General features: G+C 37.2%; 25 protein-coding genes. 17 read left to right on the top strand and 8 right to left on the bottom strand.

Features of this window, described 5'->3' with window-relative positions:
• The first annotated feature begins 112 nt into the window (after nucleotides 1-112).
• The 6 genes from C0Z22_RS06540 (at nucleotide 113) to C0Z22_RS16010 (ending at nucleotide 4,941) form a co-directional block, all read left to right on the top strand.
• On the top strand, nucleotides 113-646 hold the full coding sequence (locus C0Z22_RS06540; RefSeq protein WP_103217538.1) for an asparaginase domain-containing protein: 534 nt from the start codon (nucleotides 113-115) through the stop codon (nucleotides 644-646).
• Nucleotides 647-664: 18 nt separating this feature from the next.
• Nucleotides 665-1,333: a hypothetical protein gene (locus C0Z22_RS06535; RefSeq protein ID WP_103217537.1), complete on the top strand. Its 669-nt coding sequence runs from the start codon at nucleotides 665-667 to the stop codon at nucleotides 1,331-1,333.
• 189 nt (nucleotides 1,334-1,522) lie between these two features.
• Complete coding sequence (locus C0Z22_RS06530) at nucleotides 1,523-3,403, top strand: hypothetical protein (protein ID WP_103217536.1); 1,881 nt, start codon at nucleotides 1,523-1,525, stop codon at nucleotides 3,401-3,403.
• Nucleotides 3,404-3,490: 87 nt separating this feature from the next.
• Entirely contained in the window at nucleotides 3,491-3,901 is a 411-nt protein-coding gene (mce, locus tag C0Z22_RS06525; RefSeq protein WP_103217535.1) for a methylmalonyl-CoA epimerase, read from the top strand.
• A 9-nt stretch (nucleotides 3,902-3,910) separates the two neighbouring features.
• A complete protein-coding gene (locus C0Z22_RS06520) occupies nucleotides 3,911-4,654 on the top strand; it encodes a rhomboid family intramembrane serine protease (RefSeq protein WP_103217534.1) in 744 nt (247 codons plus the stop codon).
• Between the two features lie 110 nt (nucleotides 4,655-4,764).
• Nucleotides 4,765-4,941: a hypothetical protein gene (locus C0Z22_RS16010; protein WP_158246841.1), complete on the top strand. Its 177-nt coding sequence runs from the start codon at nucleotides 4,765-4,767 to the stop codon at nucleotides 4,939-4,941.
• 53 nt (nucleotides 4,942-4,994) lie between these two features.
• Here the strand turns inward: C0Z22_RS16010 and C0Z22_RS06515 are convergent, their stop codons facing one another.
• Complete coding sequence (locus C0Z22_RS06515) at nucleotides 4,995-5,897, bottom strand: LysR family transcriptional regulator (protein WP_103217533.1); 903 nt, start codon at nucleotides 5,895-5,897, stop codon at nucleotides 4,995-4,997.
• 157 nt (nucleotides 5,898-6,054) lie between these two features.
• Here C0Z22_RS06515 and C0Z22_RS06510 point away from each other — a divergent pair, with 157 nt between their 5' ends.
• The gene (locus C0Z22_RS06510) at nucleotides 6,055-6,477 is read left to right on the top strand and encodes a hypothetical protein (RefSeq protein ID WP_103217532.1); all 423 of its coding nucleotides are present in this window, start codon (nucleotides 6,055-6,057) and stop codon (nucleotides 6,475-6,477) included.
• Between the two features lie 80 nt (nucleotides 6,478-6,557).
• Here C0Z22_RS06510 and C0Z22_RS06505 read toward each other — a convergent pair whose 3' ends face one another.
• Together C0Z22_RS06505 and fliL are read right to left on the bottom strand one after the other, a co-directional pair.
• Nucleotides 6,558-6,836, bottom strand: a complete 279-nt coding sequence (locus tag C0Z22_RS06505; protein ID WP_103217531.1) for a hypothetical protein — start codon at nucleotides 6,834-6,836, stop codon at nucleotides 6,558-6,560.
• A 164-nt stretch (nucleotides 6,837-7,000) separates the two neighbouring features.
• A complete protein-coding gene (gene fliL, locus C0Z22_RS06500) occupies nucleotides 7,001-7,471 on the bottom strand; it encodes a flagellar basal body-associated protein FliL (protein WP_103217530.1) in 471 nt (156 codons plus the stop codon).
• A 161-nt stretch (nucleotides 7,472-7,632) separates the two neighbouring features.
• Between fliL and C0Z22_RS16005 the strand changes: the two genes are divergently transcribed.
• From C0Z22_RS16005 to C0Z22_RS06490, 3 genes are all read left to right on the top strand, one after another.
• The gene (locus C0Z22_RS16005) at nucleotides 7,633-7,773 is read left to right on the top strand and encodes a hypothetical protein (RefSeq protein ID WP_158246840.1); all 141 of its coding nucleotides are present in this window, start codon (nucleotides 7,633-7,635) and stop codon (nucleotides 7,771-7,773) included.
• Between the two features lie 165 nt (nucleotides 7,774-7,938).
• On the top strand, nucleotides 7,939-9,054 hold the full coding sequence (locus C0Z22_RS06495) for a hypothetical protein (protein WP_103217529.1): 1,116 nt from the start codon (nucleotides 7,939-7,941) through the stop codon (nucleotides 9,052-9,054).
• Between the two features lies 1 nt (nucleotide 9,055).
• Nucleotides 9,056-10,156, top strand: a complete 1,101-nt coding sequence (locus tag C0Z22_RS06490) for a triacylglycerol lipase (protein WP_158246839.1) — start codon at nucleotides 9,056-9,058, stop codon at nucleotides 10,154-10,156.
• Here the strand turns inward: C0Z22_RS06490 and C0Z22_RS06485 are convergent.
• Nucleotides 10,146-10,424, bottom strand: a complete 279-nt coding sequence (locus C0Z22_RS06485; protein ID WP_103217527.1) for a barstar family protein — start codon at nucleotides 10,422-10,424, stop codon at nucleotides 10,146-10,148. The genes C0Z22_RS06490 and C0Z22_RS06485 overlap by 11 nt on opposite strands.
• A 44-nt stretch (nucleotides 10,425-10,468) precedes the next feature.
• Between C0Z22_RS06485 and C0Z22_RS06480 the strand changes: the two genes are divergently transcribed.
• From C0Z22_RS06480 to C0Z22_RS06465, 4 genes are all read left to right on the top strand, one after another.
• The gene (locus C0Z22_RS06480) at nucleotides 10,469-10,828 is read left to right on the top strand and encodes a hypothetical protein (RefSeq protein ID WP_146037823.1); all 360 of its coding nucleotides are present in this window, start codon (nucleotides 10,469-10,471) and stop codon (nucleotides 10,826-10,828) included.
• 118 nt (nucleotides 10,829-10,946) lie between these two features.
• Nucleotides 10,947-12,371: a glutamate--tRNA ligase gene (gene gltX / locus C0Z22_RS06475; RefSeq protein ID WP_103217525.1), complete on the top strand. Its 1,425-nt coding sequence runs from the start codon at nucleotides 10,947-10,949 to the stop codon at nucleotides 12,369-12,371.
• Entirely contained in the window at nucleotides 12,371-13,636 is a 1,266-nt protein-coding gene (tyrS, locus tag C0Z22_RS06470) for a tyrosine--tRNA ligase (protein ID WP_103217524.1), read from the top strand. Before gltX ends, tyrS begins: the two co-directional genes overlap by 1 nt.
• An 18-nt stretch (nucleotides 13,637-13,654) precedes the next feature.
• The gene (locus tag C0Z22_RS06465; RefSeq protein ID WP_103217523.1) at nucleotides 13,655-15,109 is read left to right on the top strand and encodes an ATP-binding protein; all 1,455 of its coding nucleotides are present in this window, start codon (nucleotides 13,655-13,657) and stop codon (nucleotides 15,107-15,109) included.
• Here C0Z22_RS06465 and C0Z22_RS06460 read toward each other — a convergent pair.
• The 4 genes from C0Z22_RS06460 to C0Z22_RS06445 all read right to left on the bottom strand — a co-directional run bounded on the left by C0Z22_RS06460 (nucleotide 15,106) and on the right by C0Z22_RS06445 (nucleotide 20,058).
• The gene (locus C0Z22_RS06460; RefSeq protein WP_103217522.1) at nucleotides 15,106-17,271 is read right to left on the bottom strand and encodes an amino acid permease; all 2,166 of its coding nucleotides are present in this window, start codon (nucleotides 17,269-17,271) and stop codon (nucleotides 15,106-15,108) included. The two genes, C0Z22_RS06465 and C0Z22_RS06460, sit on opposite strands and share 4 nt — an antisense overlap.
• A gap of 81 nt (nucleotides 17,272-17,352) precedes the next feature.
• A complete protein-coding gene (locus tag C0Z22_RS06455) occupies nucleotides 17,353-17,622 on the bottom strand; it encodes a hypothetical protein (protein ID WP_103217521.1) in 270 nt (89 codons plus the stop codon).
• 58 nt (nucleotides 17,623-17,680) lie between these two features.
• The gene (locus C0Z22_RS06450; protein ID WP_103217520.1) at nucleotides 17,681-18,280 is read right to left on the bottom strand and encodes an outer membrane integrity protein; all 600 of its coding nucleotides are present in this window, start codon (nucleotides 18,278-18,280) and stop codon (nucleotides 17,681-17,683) included.
• Nucleotides 18,281-18,303: 23 nt separating this feature from the next.
• The gene (locus tag C0Z22_RS06445) at nucleotides 18,304-20,058 is read right to left on the bottom strand and encodes an NAD+ synthase (RefSeq protein WP_103217519.1); all 1,755 of its coding nucleotides are present in this window, start codon (nucleotides 20,056-20,058) and stop codon (nucleotides 18,304-18,306) included.
• A gap of 114 nt (nucleotides 20,059-20,172) precedes the next feature.
• On the opposite strand from C0Z22_RS06445, the gene trmFO reads away from it, so the two are divergent.
• The 3 genes from trmFO to C0Z22_RS06430 are packed head-to-tail and all read left to right on the top strand — an operon-like array spanning nucleotide 20,173 to nucleotide 23,449.
• Nucleotides 20,173-21,543: a methylenetetrahydrofolate--tRNA-(uracil(54)-C(5))-methyltransferase (FADH(2)-oxidizing) TrmFO gene (gene trmFO / locus C0Z22_RS06440; protein ID WP_199177528.1), complete on the top strand. Its 1,371-nt coding sequence runs from the start codon at nucleotides 20,173-20,175 to the stop codon at nucleotides 21,541-21,543.
• Nucleotides 21,540-22,466 carry a DMT family transporter gene (locus C0Z22_RS06435; RefSeq protein WP_103217518.1) on the top strand — a complete coding sequence of 309 codons (927 nt, stop codon included), beginning with the start codon at nucleotides 21,540-21,542 and terminating at the stop codon, nucleotides 22,464-22,466. The genes trmFO and C0Z22_RS06435 overlap by 4 nt, the downstream gene beginning before the upstream one ends.
• A 17-nt stretch (nucleotides 22,467-22,483) precedes the next feature.
• Nucleotides 22,484-23,449, top strand: coding sequence for an NAD-dependent epimerase/dehydratase family protein (locus C0Z22_RS06430; protein WP_103217517.1), 966 nt, complete (start codon nucleotides 22,484-22,486; stop codon nucleotides 23,447-23,449).
• The last annotated feature ends 10 nt before the right edge of the window (nucleotides 23,450-23,459 follow it).

Raw genomic sequence — 23,459 nt, 5'->3', positions numbered from 1 at the left:
GAGCAAAATGATGAGCGTCAAGGGTTAAGAGTAAAAAAATTACTTAAATTCTTAAAATCATTGAAAAAATTAGGTATAAGATAGGAATTCATTTTTATAGCGAGGGAAGTACATGGAAAACCATGTTCAAGATATTCAATTAATTTCAACAGGTGGAACAATAGAGAAGTCCTATAGCGAGAGCGATGGTTCATTAAAGAATCGAGATTCTTTTATTCGCCAGACTATCATTGACCGTCTAAGGCTTCCTTATACGAAGCTTCACATAATGAATATTATCAATAAAGACTCGCTGTATTTCACTGATTATGATCGTCAGGTTTTGCTTAAGACAATAAAGGCGCAGTTGGAGAAAAATATTCCTCTAATCGTGTTGCATGGAACTGATACCATGGCAAAGTCTGCACAATTTGTTTATGACGCTCTTGACGGCGCAAAAGACTTGCAAGTTCCAATCATTTTCACTGGAGCGATGAAGCCTATGGGCTTTGTTGATAGTGATGCCTTTCAAAATGTTACAGAAAGTCTTTATGCTGCTAGAATAGTAGAAGCAGGTGTGTATATTTCTTTTCACGGGCAACTTTTTAAAGTTCCTGGTGTGAGAAAGAATCATGCAAAGCGTACGTTTGAATATACTCAAGACTAACTTATAGGGAGGATGCAAATGGATATGCATCATGAAGAAGTCACTAACGAAGATAGTAAGGACCTTTCTTTTATTGATTCAATGTATGAAGCAGTAAGCGCAATGAAGGGGAATCTTCCTCATTATTTACCACTATTCTTTTTATCATTCGCATTAAAGGCCTATGGCCTAGCATATTTTAATGCTCAAGATGACATGACGGTAATTACGGTGGCCGCGGTAAATGTTTTTGGTACAATTATTCAGTCGGTTTTTATTCTTAATTTCTTCTTCTTTGCTTTCGAAAAATTACCTTATCGAGTTTCAAAAGTTCTGTGGGATATTCCTACGTATATGTTCTACGGCTTTCTTACTTCGCTACTGATGATTCTTGGAGTCGCTTTTTTTGTGATCCCATTTTTTTATGTAGCCTATTTCTATAGTTTTGTTGCCATGACATCGATTCTTTTTGATAAAGAAGGTGAATCGAATTTTGCTATCACAAAAAAGAAAGTTTCAACTCTTGGCGGCACTTATTTAGGGTTTCTGGTGATTTCATTTATCATTGCAGGGATTGCTCAAGTCGTTACTAATTACGCGCCAGGGACGGGGATAGCGATTGAATTAATTTATATAATTTGTCTGTTATTAACTCTGATTCAAGACGTGCTAACAGGGGTTCTTGTTTCCTTGTTTAGAAAAGCCTAGATTCTTCATTATCTAATTCCAAATTGCACATATTTAAGGCAGCTGATTTACGAGTTTATTCGTAAATTCAGCTCCTTAGCGCTTTATCGGCAGATTTTTCAAGTTCGAGGTTAATATTTACTTAGGGTTAACTTAATTTTCTCTGATTTCGATAAGTAGAGTGAAGATTATTAACTTAAGGCCAAATTAATGATGAAGAATGTCTTAGTCTACCTATTCACACTTTCACTTTTTGTTTCTTGTATGGAGCAGCCACGTTCTGTGCGTGACATTGTAGAGAATCCATCTGAAGAAGTTGGAAGTGGAGATAACGGAAGTGGTGGATCATCTGGTGGAAATAATGCAACAGATGGAGATAATGAGACTATCACAAGTATTCCTAATACAACTGCCGTTGAAATTACTCAAATCATTGACCCAAATACTGGATCTTTTAAAAAGAAAGTTTCAATTCCTAAAGATTTTAGAGGGAAGCTCCACCTTACTGGTTTAAATATTTCATCCCTTAAAAATCGTGTTGTGAAAGGACGCTTCTATTTTGGACGAGAGAGAACACCAATTGTTTTAGATGGTGTTGTTGGTCAAGTTCCTGGTTCAGGGATTACTGAGTTTTCAACTATTAATGTTATTACATTTGATTTAGCAGATAAGAAGTTTAACGACATCAGACTTCTTTATGATCTATTTGACTACAATGATTATGATAATGATACGGCCGAAGATGTTGAAGGTGATGCAACTAATGCAGGTCTTTACTGTCGTGGTCTACGTTTAGAAGACGATCCAACTTTTACATCTTCTATTAGTCATCCTTACTGTAATCAAGCAGGGGATGTGTGCCTTTACTCATATGCAAAAATTAAGGATCAAACTCTTTGGTACGATGAAATCGTAAATGCTGAAACAGTTTCTAAAACAAATACACCTGTATTTGAGCAAATTGATATTGAAGGTAATCTTCTTGCAAATGAATCTTTAGAGACTAATTTATATAAGTGTCTTCCTGATAAGAAAGACTCAGCGATGTTTCAAAGTCTTTTTGGTGTGAATCATCCTGCGGCCGTAGGCACTGCTCTTGCTTTAGGTGGGGGAGCTTATGATTACCGTGGCCCATATCGTATTCATAATGAAGATGAGTGGGAAATTAAAGGTGCAGCTGTTTATCAGTCGGGAACGACTCCAAGTGCAATTTTTAAAGCACCACTTTCTGGTGCTGCAGATTTTACGAATATTGCTTCAGGAACTCAGGCATACCTCTTCCCACGTGCAGGAAAGATTAATTATCAAACAACTGGGATTCAATACTTAGGTTCTCAATCTCCATTTTCTAACCGTTCTGTTCAAACTCTAAATGCTGCTGGTGATACGTACTATATGGATGGTTGTAATATTAGAGCTAAGAATTATAACGCATCAACTGGTGAGACGGTTTCAAGTTGTAACGTAACAGGGACAATTGAGCTGTTTACAATGGAAGATGGTTTTGAAGTTCAAATTGCTGAAACAAAAGAGATTAAGCTTCAATTACTAAAGACAGGCCTTGGTGCTAAAGATGGTTATGATTTTAATTCTCTAAAGTCATGTAGTGCAAATCGTGAATGTGGTTCAGGAGAGTGTTGTTTTAATAATCGTTGTTTTTCTCGCTCAATTGTAGGGCAGTGTAGTGATGATTTCGATTCAACTGGAAATCTTCCTACTGGAAATAGTTGTAATTCAGATTTTGATTGTGCGTCACTTTGTTGTGATGGAACGACTAATACATGTCGTGATCATATTAATAATGACTTCGAACAAGTTCTTTGTTCAAAGGTTCCAAATCAAAGTTGTGTCTCGAAAGAGTTCTGTCGTATCGAATACGTTAGACAGTGTTACCTCATTCGTGTCAACGACCCGAATAATGCTCTTTCTTGTGAGAAGAGATGTTATTCAGTTCCAACTTTTGGTGATTGTGTAAACGGTCTTTGTAAGCCACCAATTACACCTCAAGAGCCAGCTACTCCAACGACTCCTGCAGACTGTTCAGGTGAGGATGTTCTGGATTCACCACCATTTAATTTGAGCGATCTTTAGTTATTAATAGTAACTTGTAAGGTTGCTCAAGCCTTCGGACTTTTCTATAATGCTTGAAAATTACTAAGTAAGAAAAGTGGAGAAATCATGTTTAATAAAGATTGTTTCCTAGATCACATTGCGATCGCAGTTGAGAATCTAGATAATGCCGAAAAAATTTATCGTGACTTAGGTTTAGAATTTAACCACCGAGAAGTGGTTGAAGATCAGCAAGTGACGACTTCTTTTGCTCATATTGATGAAAATGCTCATATTGAATTACTTGAGCCGATTGATGGTCAAGGCCCAATTGCCAAGTATCTTGAGAAAAAAGGTCCAGGGATTCACCATATGTGTTACCGCGTTCCTGATGTTGCAAAAAAGTCACAAGAGCTTAGGGACTTAGGTTATAATCTTCTCTATGAAGCGCCACGCCCTGGAGCGAATAATTGTTTAGTGAACTTTATTCATCCAAAATCAACTGGTGGAGTTCTCATCGAGATTGCTCAAAAAATGTAAGGAGAAAGAATGCAAAATATTTATCTGCCGCCATTAACAAAGGTAAACAAGTATCTCATCGGGATCATTGTCGCATCCTTTCTTATAAGCGCAGTCTTTGCACAATTTCTTAATATCTCATTAGTTAATACTTTAGGGCTCAACGTTTCAGCGCTAAAGGCCGGTCTCATTTATAAGTTATTTACATATCCTTTTGTGAATACTGGTCTTTTTAATGTTGTCTTTACAGGGCTTCTATTTTGGTTTCTTGGAAGTGATCTTGAGATGCGTTGGGGAGCAAAGAGGTACCTACAGTATCTTGTGATTGCTGCTCTTGTTAACGCTTTTGCATACACTATTTTTGCACTCTTTATGGGTGGTGCAACGATAAATTATCCATTTCATGGAATGGCATTCTTATCATCAGCAATGTGTGTGAGTTACGCCTGTATTTACCCTGATCGTATTTTTCAATTCTTTATGATCATTCCGGTAAAGGCCAAGTACTTCTGTTTAATCCTTGCGGGGATGAATGTGTACCAAGGCTTTTTCACTCCAGGTGGTGCACAGGCCTTTGCAAATATTGCTTCTATGATTTTCGGTGCTGTATTTGTTTTAGGTTTTAGGGCCCTAGGTCATTACGTACGCTCTCAAGGCTCTCGTATTGCAACTAAGCAAGGTGGGAAATCGACAAGCAAGAAAAAGAAAAGTCACCTAAGATTAGTTGATGATGAGGAGCGTCCAAATCCAGATGAACCAAGGTTTTGGCAATAAGCTTTTTAAGTCCCTGATATTTTTAGGGGTTTCCAAAGCAAATAACACATGATATAAAGCTACATTATTATAAATATATCAATCGTTAATTTTTTAAATAAGGAAATTCAATGAGACTTTCAAGAGCGTTACAAGAGAAAATTTTAGACCTAAGATTAAGAGATAAGCTTATCGCTGAGGGTAAAGTAACTAAGGCTCAGGTTGAAGAATACCTAAATGGATTAAAAGACGAAGAGTCAAACGTTACGACTACTGACGAGTCTACAGCTCCAGGAATGAATCAATAATTCAAACCAAAATTTTTTATATCAAGGCCGCTTTTTAGCGGCCTTTTTTATTCCTAAATATTCTCCGTTAAGAATTCAAACAAACTTGAGGCCACTGGCCCTAATTTTCTAGCATTTAAAAAGGCAAGGTTTAGCTCGTTAATCATGTGATCTTTTGTTCCCTTAAAGAGCATGAGCTTTGATTTATTATCTGAGCGTTCAATAACGTGTAGGGGAAGAACAGAAATTCCTACTCCCGCAAGAGTTAGGCGCAGAACACCTTGAACGTCCATTAATTGCGCTTTTGGATGTTTATTAAAGTTCTTATTAAGGTGGTATTTAAACCAGCTTGTGATAACAGGTGAGCCTTCTAGGTAAGCAATAAAGTCTAATTCATCGGCCTTTTTAAATTTCGTATTCTCGCTTAGGCCATGAGAGCTCGCATACTCTTTTGAGCAGCAAAGAATAAGTCTTTCACTTGATAGGTTTCGTGTCGCAATTTGTTTTGGAAAGTTGAAACTATCTGTGATTGCAAAGTCTAGGCCACCATTTAAAAGAAGCTGGCTTTGTCTAGCGGCGTGGTCATAGTTAATTTGCAAGGAGACTTCAGGATGCAATTTAAGCCATTCAGCAATGATTGGAATAAGTCTATTATTACCAAATTCAATTGGCATCCCAATATGTAAAGTACCTTTTAAAACATTCTTTTTGGCCGAAACGTCTGCGAGGGCGCTCTCAAGATTCTCAAGAATTTGGCGACACTCCGTATAGAGCCTGTGGGCCTGCTCCGTTGGTAAGACCTTCTTATTGATACGATCAAAAAGGGAGATTTGCAGTAGTCCCTCAAGGGATTTGATGTGCTGAGACACCCCAGGTTGGGTCATCGCAAGATTTTTTGCTGTTTGAGACATATTCATTGTCTCATAAACTTCGATGAAAACACGCAGTGTAGGAATAGAAATATAGTCTATGTTCATAATTTCAGTACCTTAGGTGGTTCTATAGGATCAAGTATAACATATAATTATGGATAATGATTATTATATATAATTTCTACTAATTTATTCTTTGTTCTATAACTCCTTTCACAAGATAAGACTTTGAATTTTTTTAGAAGGTTTAGGGAGTAGGATTATGAGTAAATTAGTTTCAATTATTTTTCTTGCAGTATTAGCAATGAATGTAAGTGCAAAAGAAATTATTCTTAATGGTGATCTTATTGATTCTCAATCATTTAGAGGAAGAATCTTCAAAGTTATTATCACTGAGCAAAATGAAGAAATCGAATTAGTAAATGAGTACTTTGAAGCTCAAAGCTGTGAAGATGGACAATTTGCTCTTAAGCAAGCTGGACTAGGTAAGTACAAGCTTGAAGCAGTTCTTAACTGTAAGAATTGGGTAGATGAGCCTAGACAGCTTAACGTATGCCCTGAAATCTTTGCTCCTGTTTGTGGTGCCATTAGCGGTATCGACGGTGATGCGTTTATTAGCTTTCCAAATTCGTGTGAACTATATCGTGCAAAGGCCATTTATGTAAATGAAGGCCGTTGCGAGTAATTTAAAAATTCCTTTTTTAAATTCCCATGTGTTGTTGTCTTAAGGCCCGCTTCCCTCGCGGGCCTTATAACATTTTAGAGCTACATATTAATAAACATTCTTCTTAATTTATTTCCATTACTATAACGTGCATCCTTCGAATGGCTGCCTTTAAGCGCAAAATGCTTTTGACGGTAGTGTTGTTTATTTCGACGTTTACCTTTCTTATAAAGTCGTGTTTTCTTTTTAAGTTTTTGCTTACGTTCAGCTAAGTCATATTCTGTTGAAACATTTTCGATACTTTTTCTTCTCGCTAGAAATCGTACTTCAAATGCAGGAAGTCCTAATCCTAGGTAGAATAGTAGTAGATAAGATCGCATGGAGACCTCTCAATTTAAAATTTTGTGAATGAAAAAAATGAATTTTAAATGTGAGAAGTGTTCACGATAATCACCTCGGTTAATAGATTGAAATAAAGAAATGGATTTCTAAGTGATTATAGATTCATGATTTTTACACTATAGCATAGAAATATAATTCGTGGTTATTGAACAACGAATTTTGAATAAAATACTTCTTTAACGACGCTCTTTTTTGCTAATTGATTGATACGTTTTTTGATTCGTCCTTCAAAGATTAATTTCCCTGAAAGAGAGTTTAGCTCATCAGGTTCAATTGATGCTGCGACATCAATAATGATGTCATAAATTTGTGGTTTGATCGTATCGAGTATTTGAGAGTCGTCTTGAGTGAAGAGGACAAGGTTGATTTGTACATCAAGAAATCTAAGACGGCGAGTTGCCGAGTCTAGGTTGACTGTAATCTTATCTAGAACATAAGTTGTTGGGAAATTGATTTGTTTGAAGTCATCTTTAAGCGCCTGCATTTCTGTAGCACTATTTGGTAGCTCTTTTTTGTAGATAACATTGGTGTAAACGAAGACGCCAACTGTGGCCATCGTTGTCAGTAGCAAGAATGCAATAATAAGTTGATCAAGTAATTTTCTTCCCGTCATAGAACTATAATATCATAGTTATTTTGGTGATTTAACTCGCTTTGTCGCTAGGTAGAAAATACTTTTTTAAAGTGTTGTTCTCCGAGTGGAGCACTCGGTCTATGCTAACGCTATAAAATTTGTATAAAATACTTTGCCTGTGATTATTTATGGAGGATGTAATGGGTAAGTCTAATAAGAATAAACGCAATAAGAAGTATGTAACGAATCGTAAAGAAGTGAAGAGAAGCTCTGCTATGAACACTTGGATTCTTATAGCGGTCACTGCTATTGGTGCATCCGTTGTTATTTATCTTTCATAGTAGCAAGCAAACGATTAAAAAATATTAAAACAAAATATTCAATACTTGATGCGCAGCTAATGCATGCGCATCGCTTCATTTCGTCTTAATTTTTGTGATTATGATTCAAGTTTGCTAGCATTTCACTCTTCACACATGAAAAAAGTTAAATTTAAAAGAGGGAATATGTTTAAAACTTTACTCGCAATTGCTGCGGCCATTTCTACATTGTCAGCTCAGGCCGAAATCTCAACTTATCAATCACTTCCAAAGGATTATGTAGGTACAATTAATCCTAATTCTTTCATTGAAGATGAAGTGACTGCTGGTGGTTTTAACGAATTAATGAAATATGTTGTTGCTGCACCTTCACAAGAGGATGCTGGCTCATGTCTATATATGTCACATACTGGTGTTGTTGAGTGGTGGTACAACCGCCTAAATAATCTTGAAGGTGATAATAAAGTTGATTTTGCTGAACGTTACTATATGTCTTTAAAGACTAATAAAACTAATCAAGACGAAATTGATAACTGGAGAACGGATAATATCAGAAGAATTAATAAAAGTTCTGTGATGTTCTCAAATAAGGATTACCGTTTTACAAAAGGTAACTTTAAGAAAGTTGATGGCAAGCGTGTTGTAACAGATGCAAATGATGAAGATGGATCTTATGGGACACAATTTAATTGGATTGATTTAACAGATACTATTGGGAAAAATGCTGTTGAGTACAAGCTTCCAAAGTTTAAAAGAGAAGTCCTTCATGTTGATGCTGATAAAGACCAGTGGTCTGTTGCAAAAGCTCCAGCAGATATTGTTGAAAGAATTAAAAAAGCTCTTCATAAAAGAAATGCTCCAGTTCTTGTCATTTATAACCATAAGGGTTTCTGGCACGCTAATTATATTTTTGGCTACAATGACAATGCTGATACAAAGGGATGTCCATTTGTTTCATCTTTTAAACCTTTTATGGAAGAGAAGCGTGACTACTGGTTAGAGAAGGCCGAGAAAACAAAATCTGATTCTTGGCGTGCTAAGTACTTGGCCAATGCTGAAAAAGTGATGGAAAAGGGAGATGCTGTTCAAAAACGTTACGAGGAAGTTGGATGCGCTTCGAAAGGTGTATTCTACGTTCGTGATTCAATTTATCCAAATGAAAATATGCCAAAATATGACTATGATCTTGTGAAAGAAGGTGAAGAAGATTTCTTAAATGCACCACTTATTGCAAGAGAATATGCTTGGGTACAAACGACTCTAAATCATGCAATTCAGATCTACCCAGAAGGTATGGAGTAAATTGAGATTTTTAGTATTATCTTTTTTATTTCTATTTTCAATTAGTGCTAGTGCTACTTGTAGCACTAGTGACTCTCATAAAAGTCACGATGTGGTCTTTATCCATGGGATCGCAAGCAATAAGGGTGCTTTTGGCCATTGGGCCGAGTACTTAAAAAAATATCACCCCAATGAGTGTATCAACTCTCATTTTTTTGAATACGACACAGGAAATAATAAATTAAATCTTGAAGACTTTATCCAAAGTTTTGATTCCTACATGCATAAGAATTTTGAACATAGTAATTCAAAAATTACAATCGTTGCCCACTCCCAAGGTGGCCTTATTACGATGTTTTGGCTTAAGAGTATGGATGAGGCCCAAGATCCGATTCGTCATCGAGTAAAGAATATCATGACAATGGCGACACCTTATTATGGAGCGATTATTGCAAACCTAGGCTATTCCTTAGGGACATTTGTGTTGCCAATTCTTGGTAAGAAAGAATTAAAAAATATGAAAATTGGCTCTAAGAAAGTTGTTGAAACATTGGAGTTCTTCAAGAGTTCTCATTTTAAGGATATTATTTCTGATAAAAACTTTGTCACGATTTCAGCGACGCTGGCACCGAGTATATTTGATATTGAAGGGGATTTTGCCGTGGCCCCTTTTAGTTCAAATCCAAATATAAAAAATGAACAAGAGGCTTCGACTCATTATAATATCGACGGTGTTCATTTAAGATTTCGCCTTTTTGGAACACCTGCTACAACCCTTGTATCAAAGTACTGTCTTATTTCACCTGCTCGTTGTGAAAACTCAAGTTTGGCGATTTTTGAAAAAGAATTTCTAGGTAATCAGAAAGTAAAAATTAATTATGCAAAAGATATTAATACGTTTGCAGTTTATTTAAGAACTAAAGAAAAAGGCCCTTTTTGGGTTCATTCAAATAATATTCAGCGTGGTTTACGTTTGAGCTTTATCCATATTAGAGATGACCTATACTTTTATAAAGGGTATTTAATAGATGGTGATACAAGCGCTGAGCTTATTGTTTCACATGGAAATAGGACTTCAGTGATAGAAGTTAATTCAGGACAAACGAGTTATCTTACTCATTAACATAAAATCGAAATTCGCTATATTGTGAACTAATCAAGTCAAAAACTTCTTTTAAACGATAGAAATCTTGGCCTAATTTATTTTGCGCATCTTTTGTATTTGACCAATATAAACTTAAGTTTTTATCAGTATAAGTTTGGATAAATTCGTAGAGTTCGTCGATATTATTCGTATAGAAACTTGGGAAATCAAATAAGCGGCCGCACTCAACTAAGTAATCATCAAGTGTATCAAGTCCGTTGGAATTTAATTCAATTTCTCTGCGCATTTATTTCTCATTGCTAAAGGAAAATATATTGTTAGAATCAATTTATGACTAAGTTAATGAGTTTATTCGTATCCTGTCAATTGCTCTTTGGACTAAGCTCCTATGCTTCACATCCCAAAGTTGAGCTTGCGAATAAATACCTAAAGGCACGTAAACAATATTTGCTTGAGTATACAACTTTCGGTGTCGATGAGTGTCTTAAGCTTCATGCGGATAAGATCGTTTCCAAGGAAGATGGCTCTGGCCGTATTGTTGTTGGAACGCCACGTTACTTTCAACTACTTAGTTCTTGCTTCAAAAATATTACGAATACTTGTTATGGCGAGAATTGCATCGTGTCACGTTCCATGTCCAAGCGTTTAAAGAATGTTGACCACGTGGACTCGATTCTAAATAGTCTATAATATCAAGTGTTTTTCCCCAAAAAGTGCGACTTTGAAAGTGTCTTTTCCTATTTAAAAAGCTATAATATCGCTCAACTACATTAATTTAAAATACATTTAATTACCCAAAGGAATTTACATGACTGTTCGTGTTCGTTTTGCACCTTCTCCAACTGGCTACCTTCACATCGGTGGCGCTCGTACTGCTCTTTATAGCTACCTTTTTGCTAAGGCAAATGGTGGAAAATATATCTTAAGAATTGAAGATACTGACCTTGAAAGATCAAAGCGTGAGTATGAAGAAGCGCAAATTGCTGACCTTAAATGGATGGGAATCGAGCATGATGAAGGTCCTGATAAGGGTGGAGACTTTGGTCCATACCGTCAGTCTGAAAGACTTGATATTTATAAAGACATTGCTTGGGATTTTATTAATCGTGGATTAGCTTATCCATGTTTCTTAACAAGTATTGAATTAGAGCGATTAACTGAAAAAGCAGCAAGTGAAAATAAAGACCCACATGCTTATCACGGACAGTATCGTGACCTTGATCCAGCAGAAGCTAAGAAGAGAGTTGATGCAGGCGAGGAATATGTAATACGTTTTAAAAACCCAGGAAAAACTTGGGAGTTTACTGATCTTGTAAAAGGTCACGTAAAGTTTCCTGAGAATATGGTTGGGGATTTCGTTATCTTAAGAGCAAACGGAATGCCTGTTTATAACTTCTGCTGTGTTGTTGATGATGCAAAGATGGAGATGACTCACGTATTCCGTGCAGAAGAGCACTTAAACAATACATGTCGCCAGCTTATGATCTACGATGCAATGGGTGTGACACCTCCTCAGTTTGGTCACGTCTCACTACTTATTGGTCACGATCGTCAAAAGCTTTCGAAGCGCCATGGGGCAACTTCGGTTACTCAGTATAAGGATCAAGGTTATCTACCTGCGGCACTTGCAAATTACCTTTGTCTTCTTGGTTGGTCACATCCTGAAGAGACAGATATTTTTGATGTAAATGAACTTGGTAATAAATTTGGTTACGAAAGATTTTCTAAGTCTTCAGCAATGTATGACATTCAAAAGCTAAACTTCTTTAACGAGCAGTGGCTTAGAAAATTAGATGACAAAGATATTGCAGCTGGATTTGATCGCTTCATTGCTGAAGGAAGTGAATACCATAAGCAAGATGAAGCTTGGAAGATTAAGTTTGCAGGACTTATGAAAGAGAAGGTTCAGCTATTTAGCAATATTAATGAGCACCTGCCAATTTTCTTTGATGCTGGTGTCGATGCAGATCCACAATACGAAGAAGCGATTTCGTGGGAGACAACTCCACAGATTAAGGAATACCTAAAGGCACAACTAGCTGATCAGACAACTAATGTTACTGAAGATCAAGTTGGTGAGTGGATGGACTATTTAAAGAAAGAATTAAAAATAAAAGGGAAGCCACTATTTATGGGTACACGTGTATGTCTTACTGGACGCGCACATGGGCCAGATTTAAAGACTGTTGTGGCACTTACTCCAGTATCAATTATTAAAGAGAGACTAGCGTAATGAATTTTTTTGAAGAATTAGAAGCAAGAGGAATTGTTAATCAATACTCACACGAAGAGTTGAAAGAAATTTTAAATGATAAGAAAATTTCATTCTATTGTGGTTACGATCCAACGGCAAGATCTCTTCAATTAGGGAATTTGTTTGCAGTTGTTACAATGATGCGTCTTCAAAGACAAGGTCACAAGCCTTACGTTCTAGTTGGTGGTGCAACAGGAATGATTGGTGATCCTTCTGGGAAAAGTGATGAGAGAAATCTTCAATCAGAAGATCAAGTTCTTCAAAACCTTGAAGGTCAAAAGGCACAGCTTCAAAAGCTATTAGATTTTGAAGGTGAGAATGCGGCCACAATGGTTAACAATATTGACTGGATTGGAAAGTTTTCATTCCTCGAGTTTCTAAGAGATGTTGGTAAGAGATTTCGTGTTGGTGAAATGCTTGCAAAGGACTCTGTAAAGTCGAGAATTAGCTCAGAAGCTGGAATTAGCTATACTGAGTTCACATACCAAGTTATTCAAGGTTATGACTTTGCTCACCTGAATAAAGAATATGATGTAAGCTTACAAATTGGTGGAGCAGATCAGTGGGGGAATATGACTGCAGGAATGGATCTTACTCGTAAGATGCACCAGAAGCCTGCATTTTGTATGACAATTCCACTTCTAACTGATTCCAATGGAAAGAAGTTTGGTAAGTCTGAAGGTGGAGCAATCTATCTTGACCCAACAATGACATCTCCATACAAGATGTACCAATTCCTACTTAATTCAGATGATTCTTCAGTAATTAGATATCTAAAAACTTTAACGTTTTTAACTTTAGAAGAAATTGCTGAATACGAGAAGTTAGTTGAAACAGAGCCTCATTTAAGAGCAGCACAAAAAAGACTGGCCGAAGAGATCGTAAGCTTAGTTCACGGTAAAGAAGGGATCGAAGCGGCACAGAAAGCAACAGACTTCTTCTTTGGTAAGGTTATTGAAAATACGACTGATGTAGAGTTAGCGGGTATTTTTGATGATGTTCCTTCGATTGAGCTTGAAAAATCGCAATTAGGTGAAATTACTTACTTAGATATGCTTGCTGCAACTCCTTTGTTTAAATCAAAGGGAGAGGCAAGAAAAATGGTCACTCAAAACGGTGTTGCCATCAATAACATTAAGAATGCTAATGTTGATCACGTGATAACTACCTCAGATTTGGCAAGTGAGTCTTGCTTAATTCTAAAGAAGGGGAAGAAGAATTATTGTGTGGTAAAATTCGTTTAGAAAACAAACAGAAACTATATGAACACACAGCAACTGATCGATTTATTAAAGCTTGGAAATTTTGAAGAGCAAAATGTTCGAGTTGCTGTGTTTGATGAAAATGCTTGTTTCCTCTTTGTTTCAACAACTCTTTTTGGATTCTCTGAAGATTATCTTGGAATGAGTGTTTATGATTACTACAAAGGTCACTTAAGCGAATCTGAAGTTTTAAAAGTTAAGAATTGTTTTGCAAGAGCGCTAAACGGAGAGTTTAGCCGAGAGCAGATTATACTTACGAATCGACTTAATCGAGATGCTATTACTTGGGATGTCGAATTTAATCCTTTTATTGACGATGAAGGCAATAAGAGAGTTTTATCTAAGATTCGCCCGCATGAAGTTAATCTTACTACTAGCTCGACAAATTTCTTTATTAGAGAAATGGTTGAGCAAAGTTCTGATATTTTCACTGTCTTTGATAAGGATTATAACTTTGTCTACGTTTCAAAAGCGGATGCGACTTGGAATGGAAAGCCTCTCGTTGGGCTAAATATTAAAGATGTTGTAAGTGGAAAAAATCTTAAGAAATTCTATCAACGTGCTGATCGAGCAAAAGAATCTGTCGGTGAAATTATCACTGATACTGTTTTTATGGAAATGGGAGATGATGAGGAGTCAGTTTTTGAATGCTCAATGGAGTATCATGACTTCAATCAGCTAGGTCACTACTTTCTTGATCGTACGGCCGATGTTACGGAACGCTTCCGTCGTAACCGCGAAATTGATTCTCAAAAAGCAACAATTGATAAAATGAGTAAGTGGACGGCCCTCGGACAAATGGCCGCCAATATAGCTCATGAAGTGAATAATCCATTAGCAATCATCGAACTGCAGGTTCAGGCCATTGAGCGACGTGGTGAAACGATTAGTTCAGAGCAATTATTAGAGAAAATTCGCTCAATTGGTGAGCAAAAAAATCGAATTGCAAATATTGTTAGCTCTCTCAATATTTATTCTCAAGATGATCGCTCAATGCGTGAGATGACAAGCTTGTCTTCGATTGTTCATGACTCTATTGCATTATTTAAAACAGGGCTTGTTGACGAAAGTCTTCGCATCGTTTTTTCAAATGATGCTGATTCGGATCTCGTGAATATTAACTCATCAGAGATTATTCAAGTTTTAATCAACTTATTTAACAACTCTCACGATGCGATTGCTGGACTTAAAGAGCAATGGATTGAAATTAATCTTCTAGATGATGCTCAACACGTTATCCTTGAGGTATTAGATAGTGGGCAAGGGATTGAAAAAGATATAGCTCAAAAAATCTTTAATCGTTTCTATACAACTAAAAGTAAAGAAAAGGGAACAGGTCTTGGCCTAAATATTAGCCGTGAAATTATTATGGATCACGGTGGAAGTTTAACGTACGACCCAGACTCTGAATATACGACTTTCTCTATAAGCCTTCCAAAGTCTGAGCTACTTTAATTCGCGTTTCCTGTATGAATCCCAAGAACTGAACATGAAGCCTTTGCCATAATTTGGTCATCTTGTGTACCAAAGACATGAAACCAACGATGCTTCTTATTTGAGTTGAAAACGAGCAGGTCATATTCAACTGTAATCGTTTCTAGAGTATCGACTTTGTCGTGATACTTTATAATGTGTCCAGTTGTTCTAACATTCATATCACCACTAATAAGGCGAATATACTTCTCAACTTGTGAGGTCTCTTCAATTGTAAGGTCTTTGTCGGTTAAGTAGATAAATGTGATCTCTGCTTTATGGGCCTCTGCAATTTGTTGGGCCGCCTGAATTAGTGTGACATCATTTGAGTTTTGGTCAATTAAAACCATAATCTTTCTCATATACCTCACACCATTGTCTCTAAAGATAACGAGGTGACAATTTAAATGAGACCTTAGCCATGCTACGGGACTTTGTGTTGTGAATGTATCACGTAGGCGTCCTTTCCACTCCATGAATAGCCAATTACAGTGTAGTCTTTGGCCAATTTCAAAGATTGATTTTGATAGATCGTGGGTAACAATTGGATCAAAGTTAATTGGTGTTGTCTTCTCAATGGCCATGGCAATAACTCGACGTCTTAAAGACCTAAGTTTTGGGTCTTCATCAGTAAAGTCATTAAGATCAGTTTGCTCAGGTGCCTCTGTCAGGTGAGCAACTTCAATATTTTCTCCACCCGCAAGTGATGTCCCCATATCAATGAGCATCTCTGGTGATCGTTCATTTCCAATGAGGGCCACGACAACATTAGCGTCTTGATCAAGACTTAATTTTTCCGACATTGCTGGAGCAGGAAATTGGGCCTCATTTACTAGGTCCGTTCTCTTTCCTCTGATACCAAGAACTCCTTTTCGGTTAACACGTCCTTTAGCGTAGAAGAGATAAATCAAAATTCCTGGAACTGAAATTGAAACCAGCCCAATCACGGCCAAGTCTTTCATCATTACAAGTAAGTATAGAGTTGAAAGAATTCCGAAAATTTGGACGTACGGATATAGTGGTGATTTGTAAGTCGGTTTATACCATTGGATATGTGTTTCTCTTAGAGCGATAACAGCAATATTTTCAATCATGTAAATTGTTAGAATGAATGCTGAAGCAAGCTTAGCGATCTTAGCAATATTTAAAAAGTAGATGGCACAGGCGATGACAAGTCCTGAGGCCAAAATACTCCATACTGGTGTAAGAAATTTTCGATGAAGATGTCCAAATAGCCTTGGGATAAGGTGATCACGGCTCATGGCAAAAGGGAAACGAGAAGCTGCTAAAAGGCCTGCGTTTGCCATTGAAGTCATCGTTAGAATGGCCAAAATCGCCATAACCAGACCGAAATTTTTCCCACCAAATTCATATGCTAGGGTATAGATTGGTCTTAAATTATTTTTGAGTTGCTCTAGTGGTAAGTATTTAGCTAGGGCAAGTGTTGTAACACAGTAAAGAAGTGTCACAATTAAAAGTGACAGAAGAATACCTCTTGGGAGATTCTTTTCTGGCGTCTTTATCTCTTCCGCAATTGCTGCAACTTTAGTTACACCCGCGTATGAAATGAAAACAAGACCAGCTGCTGCTAAGATCGTATCAATATGTGTAAACGAAAATGGAATCCCTGTAATAACCTGGGCCGTTGAAAGGGTTCCAATATTTAAAACTGTTAAGCCTATTGTCGAAAGAATGACGACGGCAATCAGTAATCCACTGACTTTACCAACACCAACAATATTAAGGAGTGTGATGATGGCCGTTAGAATAAGGGCAAAGTTTTTTAAGTCAACTCCTGAGCTAATGGCCCCTAGATAGGCACCAAAACCCATTAATGCGAAAGCTGCTTTAAGAAGCAGCGAGATCCAAAGGCCAAGACCTGCAATTGTTCCGGCCATAGGGCCAAATGTTCTTTCTATATAGATATATGTACCACCTGAAGCTGGCATGGCCGTGGCAAGTTCAGACTTAGATAGAGCGGCCGGAAGAACGCAAAGTCCAGCTAGTAAGTATGAGATCCAAACATATGGGCCTGTTACTTCAAATGCGAGTCCTGGAAGAACAAAGATCCCTGATCCAAGCATTGAGGCAATACTGATAGAGATAACTGACGAGAGTCCTAAGTTTCTTTCAAGTTTCTTCAATTAAATTCCCTTATTCAAATTTTAGTATTTGGGCATTATCACAAAAAAGAAAGGGATTGTTAATAAAAATAGGTATTTGGACTATAGTTCAGCTAGGATCTCTTCAAGAGCTTTCTTTACAAGGTCGCGCTTTGAGTCAAGATCTTGGTCTAGCTCAAAAGCCTTTAAAGAAGCACCAATTTTAAGGAAATTATAGCAAGAGAAGCTTCCGGCCATCTTGTGAAGGACCTGACGGAGTTCATTTTCTTGCATCGTTGCAATTTTTGGCAAGAGGTAGTCAATTTCAGTTTTTTTAGATGCCTTAAACTTCGGAAGTAGTTTTTGAATATGAGAATTGAGACTCTTTTCCATGACATCCACCTTGTGGGCTATGTGAGGGAGCATTAGGCTCCCTCATATGTGTCGAGTGCTATTTACGTGTAGCTTTCTTGGCCGTTTTCTTTGGGGCCGCTTTTTTTGCAGCTGCTTTTTTAGGAGCGGCTTTCTTTGGGGCAGCTTTTTTTGCAGCGGCTTTCTTAGGAGCAGCTTTCTTTGTCGTTGCCTTTTTTGTTGTAGCTTTCTTTGCCGCCGCTGTTTTAGCAGCAACATTTTTCTTAACTACTTTCTTGGCCGTTTTGGCCTTCTTCTTAATTGTTGCCTCGGCTTCTTTCACTTTTTTAGTTGCCGTCTTCTTGGCCTTTTTCATTTCATCTTTTAGATATTTATCAAGGCTCTTTTGAAGCTTTTGAACATCTTTGATGTGTCCATCGAGATATTTCTTTGCGGCTTTAACTTCTTTTTGAATTGTTGTGTCCACAAATTTTTCAACTTTTTTCTTTTCTTTCTGAAGTGTGAGAACAACTTTTCTGACGTCTTTATCAACAACGTTGCGAGCTTCTTTCTCAACTTGACCAATAAAGTTCATTACATTTTTTTCCACTTCTTTTACCGATTTATTTGTAATAACATTATCAACCATTGCTTTTACATCGTCGAAAGAACTCATTACCTTTTCAAAAGTCTTATTCATTTTCTCTTATCTCCCTAAACCTATTAGACTAAATTAAAATCAACCTTCTTACATATCGGCACGCGTCTCCCAAAACCAAAGCTTTTATCTTTAAGTTTCAAAATAGGACAGAACTGCTGCCTTTTATACTCACTATTTAATATTAGTTTGATGACTCTTTCAACTTCAGTTTTGTTTAACCCAAGCTTAAGAAGATCTTCCATATCGTAGCGATAAGAAAGGTATGATTCCAATATCATATCGAGGGTATCGTATGGAGGTAAAGAATCTTCATCTTTTTGTTCTTCCCTAAGCTCCGCACTTGGAGGGCGTTCGATTACAGCCGCTGGAATGATATTATTAAAGTTTTTATTAATATGTCTTGAAAGAGCAAATACTTCACTTTTATACAGATCCCCAAGAATGCTTAAGGCACCTACTGAGTCACCATATAGAGTCGAGTAGCCAACAGCAATTTCTGATTTATTAGAAGTATTGATTACCATTGCTCCTGTCTGATTTGAGCGAGCATAGAGTAGTGCCCCTCTTAAACGAGACTGTATATTTTCATCAGCTAGCCCTGTTAAAGGGTCTAGAGAGTCTTGGAATAAGTTTTGCACTGATGAGTGAAGAAACTTGATTGGTACATTGTGAAGCTTCACACCAAGATTCTTACATAGCTCCTCACTAATTTCCCAGCTAAGTCCTGCTGAGAACTTAGAAGGCATGTAAATGGCCTCAACTTCTTGACCTGGGCGAAGGAATAATTTCACTAGTGTTAGAACAAGTGCAGAGTCAATCCCTCCAGAAAGGGCCACTAGGAATTTATTCATACCACATTTTTTGGCATAGTCCTGAAGACCTAAATTAATTGCTCCTAAAATAGCATCTAAATTTTCTTCTGTAAGAGGTCTTAGCCTTGCTCCATTTGCAGTTTCTTCTATCTGAGGACCAAATAGAGACTCCCAAGAGTGGGCACCTTGAGGTGCATCTCCAAGATTTTTCATTTCTACTGCTGGCCCTACTTCAACTTCCATCACATCCGAAACAAAAGACTTTGCCTTGGCCACAACAGTCGTTTCATTAACAACAAAACTAGCACCATCAAAGATGATCTCATCTTCTGCTCCAACTTTATTGACATAGTAAAAAGGCACATTGAAGACTTTCGATATCTCGCTTGCACGCTTTAGGCGCTTTTGCTCCTTTTCAATATTCCAAGGTGAAGCACTTAAGTTGATAACACCATTTAGAAATTTACCTTGAGCTTTATCCATAAGGAGTTGAAGTGGGTCTATCGAATACTGTTTCGAGTGCCACATATCCTCACAGATTAATAGACCAAAGTTATAGTCACCAAGACTCCAAATTGTCGCAGAGTCTCCAGGTGTATAGTATTTTGTTTCGTCAAAAATATCGTACGCTGGCAGAAGACATTTCTTATAAATATCATTCAGGTTGGCATCTTTTGTGACCTCAAATATCACATTGTAGATATGTGAAGGGATCTGTGTTTTTTCATCAAAGTCATAGCGAATTCCGCCAATTAGAAGAGCTGTTTGATCCTCAAATTTGATCTTAGAAAATAATTGCTTAAGGGCATCAAGTAATTCGTGATATTCGCGAATAAATGTTTTTTGTAGAACTAAATCTTGAAGCGGATAGCCTGTTAAATACGTTTCTGGGAAGATGTGAATTTTGTTTTGAAAGTCCTGAGAATGAACGAGATTCTCTATGTATTTGTAAATTTGTGTAAAGTTGCCAATGGTGTGATCAGTTTGATGAATGACTATTTGCATTGCGTCGTCTCTATGTTAATAATATTAGTTAAATACTGGTAATTAATGGACTTTATAGCATGTTTGCATATATAAGGTCTATATCATCATTTAAGTATATTAAAGAGGTTGAAATTGTCTAATTCACATAAAGTAATTGTTATTGGTGCGGGTATGGCAGGTAGTGAATCTGCTAACTTTTTAGCTAGTCATGGGGTTGAAGTTATTCTTGTTGAAAACAAGACGATCCAGAAAAACCCAGCACAAAAAATTGATTCTTTTGCCGAATTAGTTTGTACAAACTCACTTAAATCAATGAGTCCAGCTTCTGGTCATGGACTTCTAAAATATGAAATGGATGCCCTTGGTTCAATCATTCTTGATTCTGCAAGAAAGCACGCCGTGCCTGCTGGAGATGCTCTTGCAGTAGATCGTGAAGGTTTTTCGGCCGAAGTAACTGAGCGTCTTCACGCAAATGAGAAAATCACTATTGTAGCTCAAGATGCTTCTGATCCACAGGCCCTTATGGCCGAATATCAAGCTGATGCGTGTATTATCGCTTCAGGACCTCTGACAACAGAAGGTCTTTCTAATTGGATTGTAAAGAATATTTCAAATGATGATTTCTACTTCTACGATGCTATTGCACCTGTTGTTGACGGAGACAGCCTCGATTATTCAAAACTTTACTACAAAGACCGCCACAAGCCGGTTAGTGAGGAAGAAGGAGAGGAAGCTGATTACTTAAACGCACCAATGAATAAAGAGCAGTATGAAGCATTCGTTGCTGAGCTTGTTGCTGCTGAAAAAGTTCCTGCCCAAAATTTTGAAGATTATAAATTCTTCGAATCATGCCTGCCTGTTGATATCATGGCAGAGCGTGGAGTTGATACAGCACGCTTCTCATGTATGAAGCCTATTGGACTTGAGCTTCCAGATGGATCTCTTCCATATGCATGTGTTCAGCTTAGACGTGAGAATCTTCTTGGATCGGCCTTTAATATGGTTGGATTCCAAACTCGTCTAAAATACCCTGAGCAAACAAGAGTATTTAGAAAGATTCCTGGTTTTGAAAATGCAAGTTTCCTGCACCTAGGTTCTGTTCATAGAAATTCATTTATCAACTCAAGAACGCTGCTTGATTTTGATTTAAGTGTTAAGAAAATCCCAAATATCTACTTTGCTGGTCAAATCACTGGTGTTGAGGGCTATACTGAATCTGCATCAATGGGACAGTATGTGGCACTTCAATTACTAAAGAAGTTAAGAGGTGAGGAAGTTAAACAATTTCCTGTTGAGACTGGATTAGGTGCCTTAGTTAATTATATTATGACTGTACCAAAACCTACGCCTTCAAATATTAACTTTGGACTTCTTCCTCCTGTTACTTTAACAAAGGAACAAAGACGTGATCGAAAAAACCGCAAGAAAGTTAAGAAGCAATTGGCCGCAGATCGCGCAAAATTAGTTTTTGATGAATTCATGAGTGGGTACTTTACGAAGTGAAAGGTTTAGTTTTTATTCTCATTGCTTGCTTTATTTGGGCGCTGGATACGCTTATTCGTTATCCACTGCTTTATAAGTACAATAGTAGTGAGATCATTGTATTTGGTGAGCACCTTTTCTTAACAATCCTCTTCTTGCCAACACTTTATATGGCCAGAAAGAAGATCATGAAAATGAAGCCATTTGAAATGCTTTGCTTTTTTATGATTGGTGCCATGGGCTCGGCAATCGCAACACTAACTTTTACAAAGTCATTTGCTCTTTTAAATCCATCGCTTGTTATTCTATTACAAAAACTTCAACCATTTATAGCGATAAGTCTTGCTTATCTTATTTTAAAAGAGCGCATCACAAAGCGTTTTCTATTATGGGCAGCTGTCTCTTTATTTGGTGCGATACTTATTAGTTATCAAGACATTAATAGTGCCATTAATTTAATTAAAGCTGGCCAGGTTAGTTTTGATCGCTCGTCTCTGTATGGACTTTGTCTTGCCCTCGTCTCTGTTATTAGTTGGGGGAGTGCGACTGTCTTTGGCAAGTATCTTATGAAGAGCAATTGGATTGAAAAAGAAGTTATGTCTTTGCGCTTTGTCGTAGGATTAATGGCAATTATTCCTTTTATGATAGCAAGTGGCACAGGGCTCAATTTTCCAATTGAGCTATGGGGAAAAGTTAGTATCTTGGCCCTGATCTCGGGGATCTTTGGAATGTATTTCTACTACAAAGGGCTTGGCCAAGTTTCAGCTAAGGTTTGTACAATTGCAGAGATGTCTTTTCCATTTTTTGCAGTCATAATCAACTGGGTAGCCCTTGATCAAAGACTTACTGTCGTTCAGCTTTTGGGTGGAGCATTTTTACTGCTCGGATCGACGATGCTACAATTGGCCAATAGAAAACACGAATTAAATGTACAAGTAAATTAAATATATCAGGAGTTTAGATGAACCAATTACCAATGGACCATAAGGGGAAGAATTTTTTAATCGCAGGTGCTGCTGGCTTTGTTCCTTCAACTGTCGCTCAGCTTTATCTTGAAAAAGGTGCAACTGTGTATGGGTTAGATAATTTTATTACTGGTTCAAAGTCAAATATTGAGCTTCTATCTAAGTATGAAAACTTTCACTTCACAGAATGCGATATTATCAAGGGTCTTCCTGACTTTGGTGATGTGAAATTTGATTATATCCTATCTCTGGCTTCTCCTGCTTCTCCAATTGACTTCAAGGTCATTCCTCTTGAAATCATGATGGTAAACTCTATTGGAACTCAGCATTTGCTAGAGCTAGCTAAGGATCATGGTGCAAGATTTCTTGAAGCATCAACTTCTGAAGTCTACGGTGATCCTGAGATTCACCCACAAGTTGAAGACTATGTTGGTCATGTTAATCCAATTGGGCCAAGAAGCTGTTATGATGAAGCAAAACGCTACGCTGAAGCCTTAACTATGACTTATTACAGAAAGTACGAAGTCGATACTCGAATCATTCGTATCTTTAACACATATGGACCTCGTATGCGCCCTGATGATGGACGTGTTATTCCAAACTTTATTAACCAAGCGCTTGAAGGAGAAGATATCACTGTTTATGGTGATGGAAGTCAAACTCGCTCTTTCTGTTATGTAACTGATCTTGCAAATGCAATCGATCACGTTCTAATGCTTGGGGATCACATGCCATATAATATTGGAAACCCTGATGAGTATACAATTAAGGAAACTGGAGAGTTAATCGTTGATGCACTTGAGTCTTCTTCAAAACTTACTTATCAAGAATTACCAAAAGATGATCCAAAACGTAGAAGACCAGATATTAATCGTGTTATGAAACTAGGATACTTGCCAAAAGTTACTTTTGCGCAAGGGATTGAAGAAACTGCAAAATACTTTAGAGATATTAAAAAATAGGTATAGAGAA

It is taken from the genome of Halobacteriovorax sp. DA5 (genome assembly GCF_002903145.1).
Lineage (GTDB): Bacteria > Bdellovibrionota > Bacteriovoracia > Bacteriovoracales > Bacteriovoracaceae > Halobacteriovorax_A.
The sequence above is the reverse complement of the archived record's forward strand: the minus strand, read 5'-3'. Positions and strand labels throughout refer to the sequence as shown.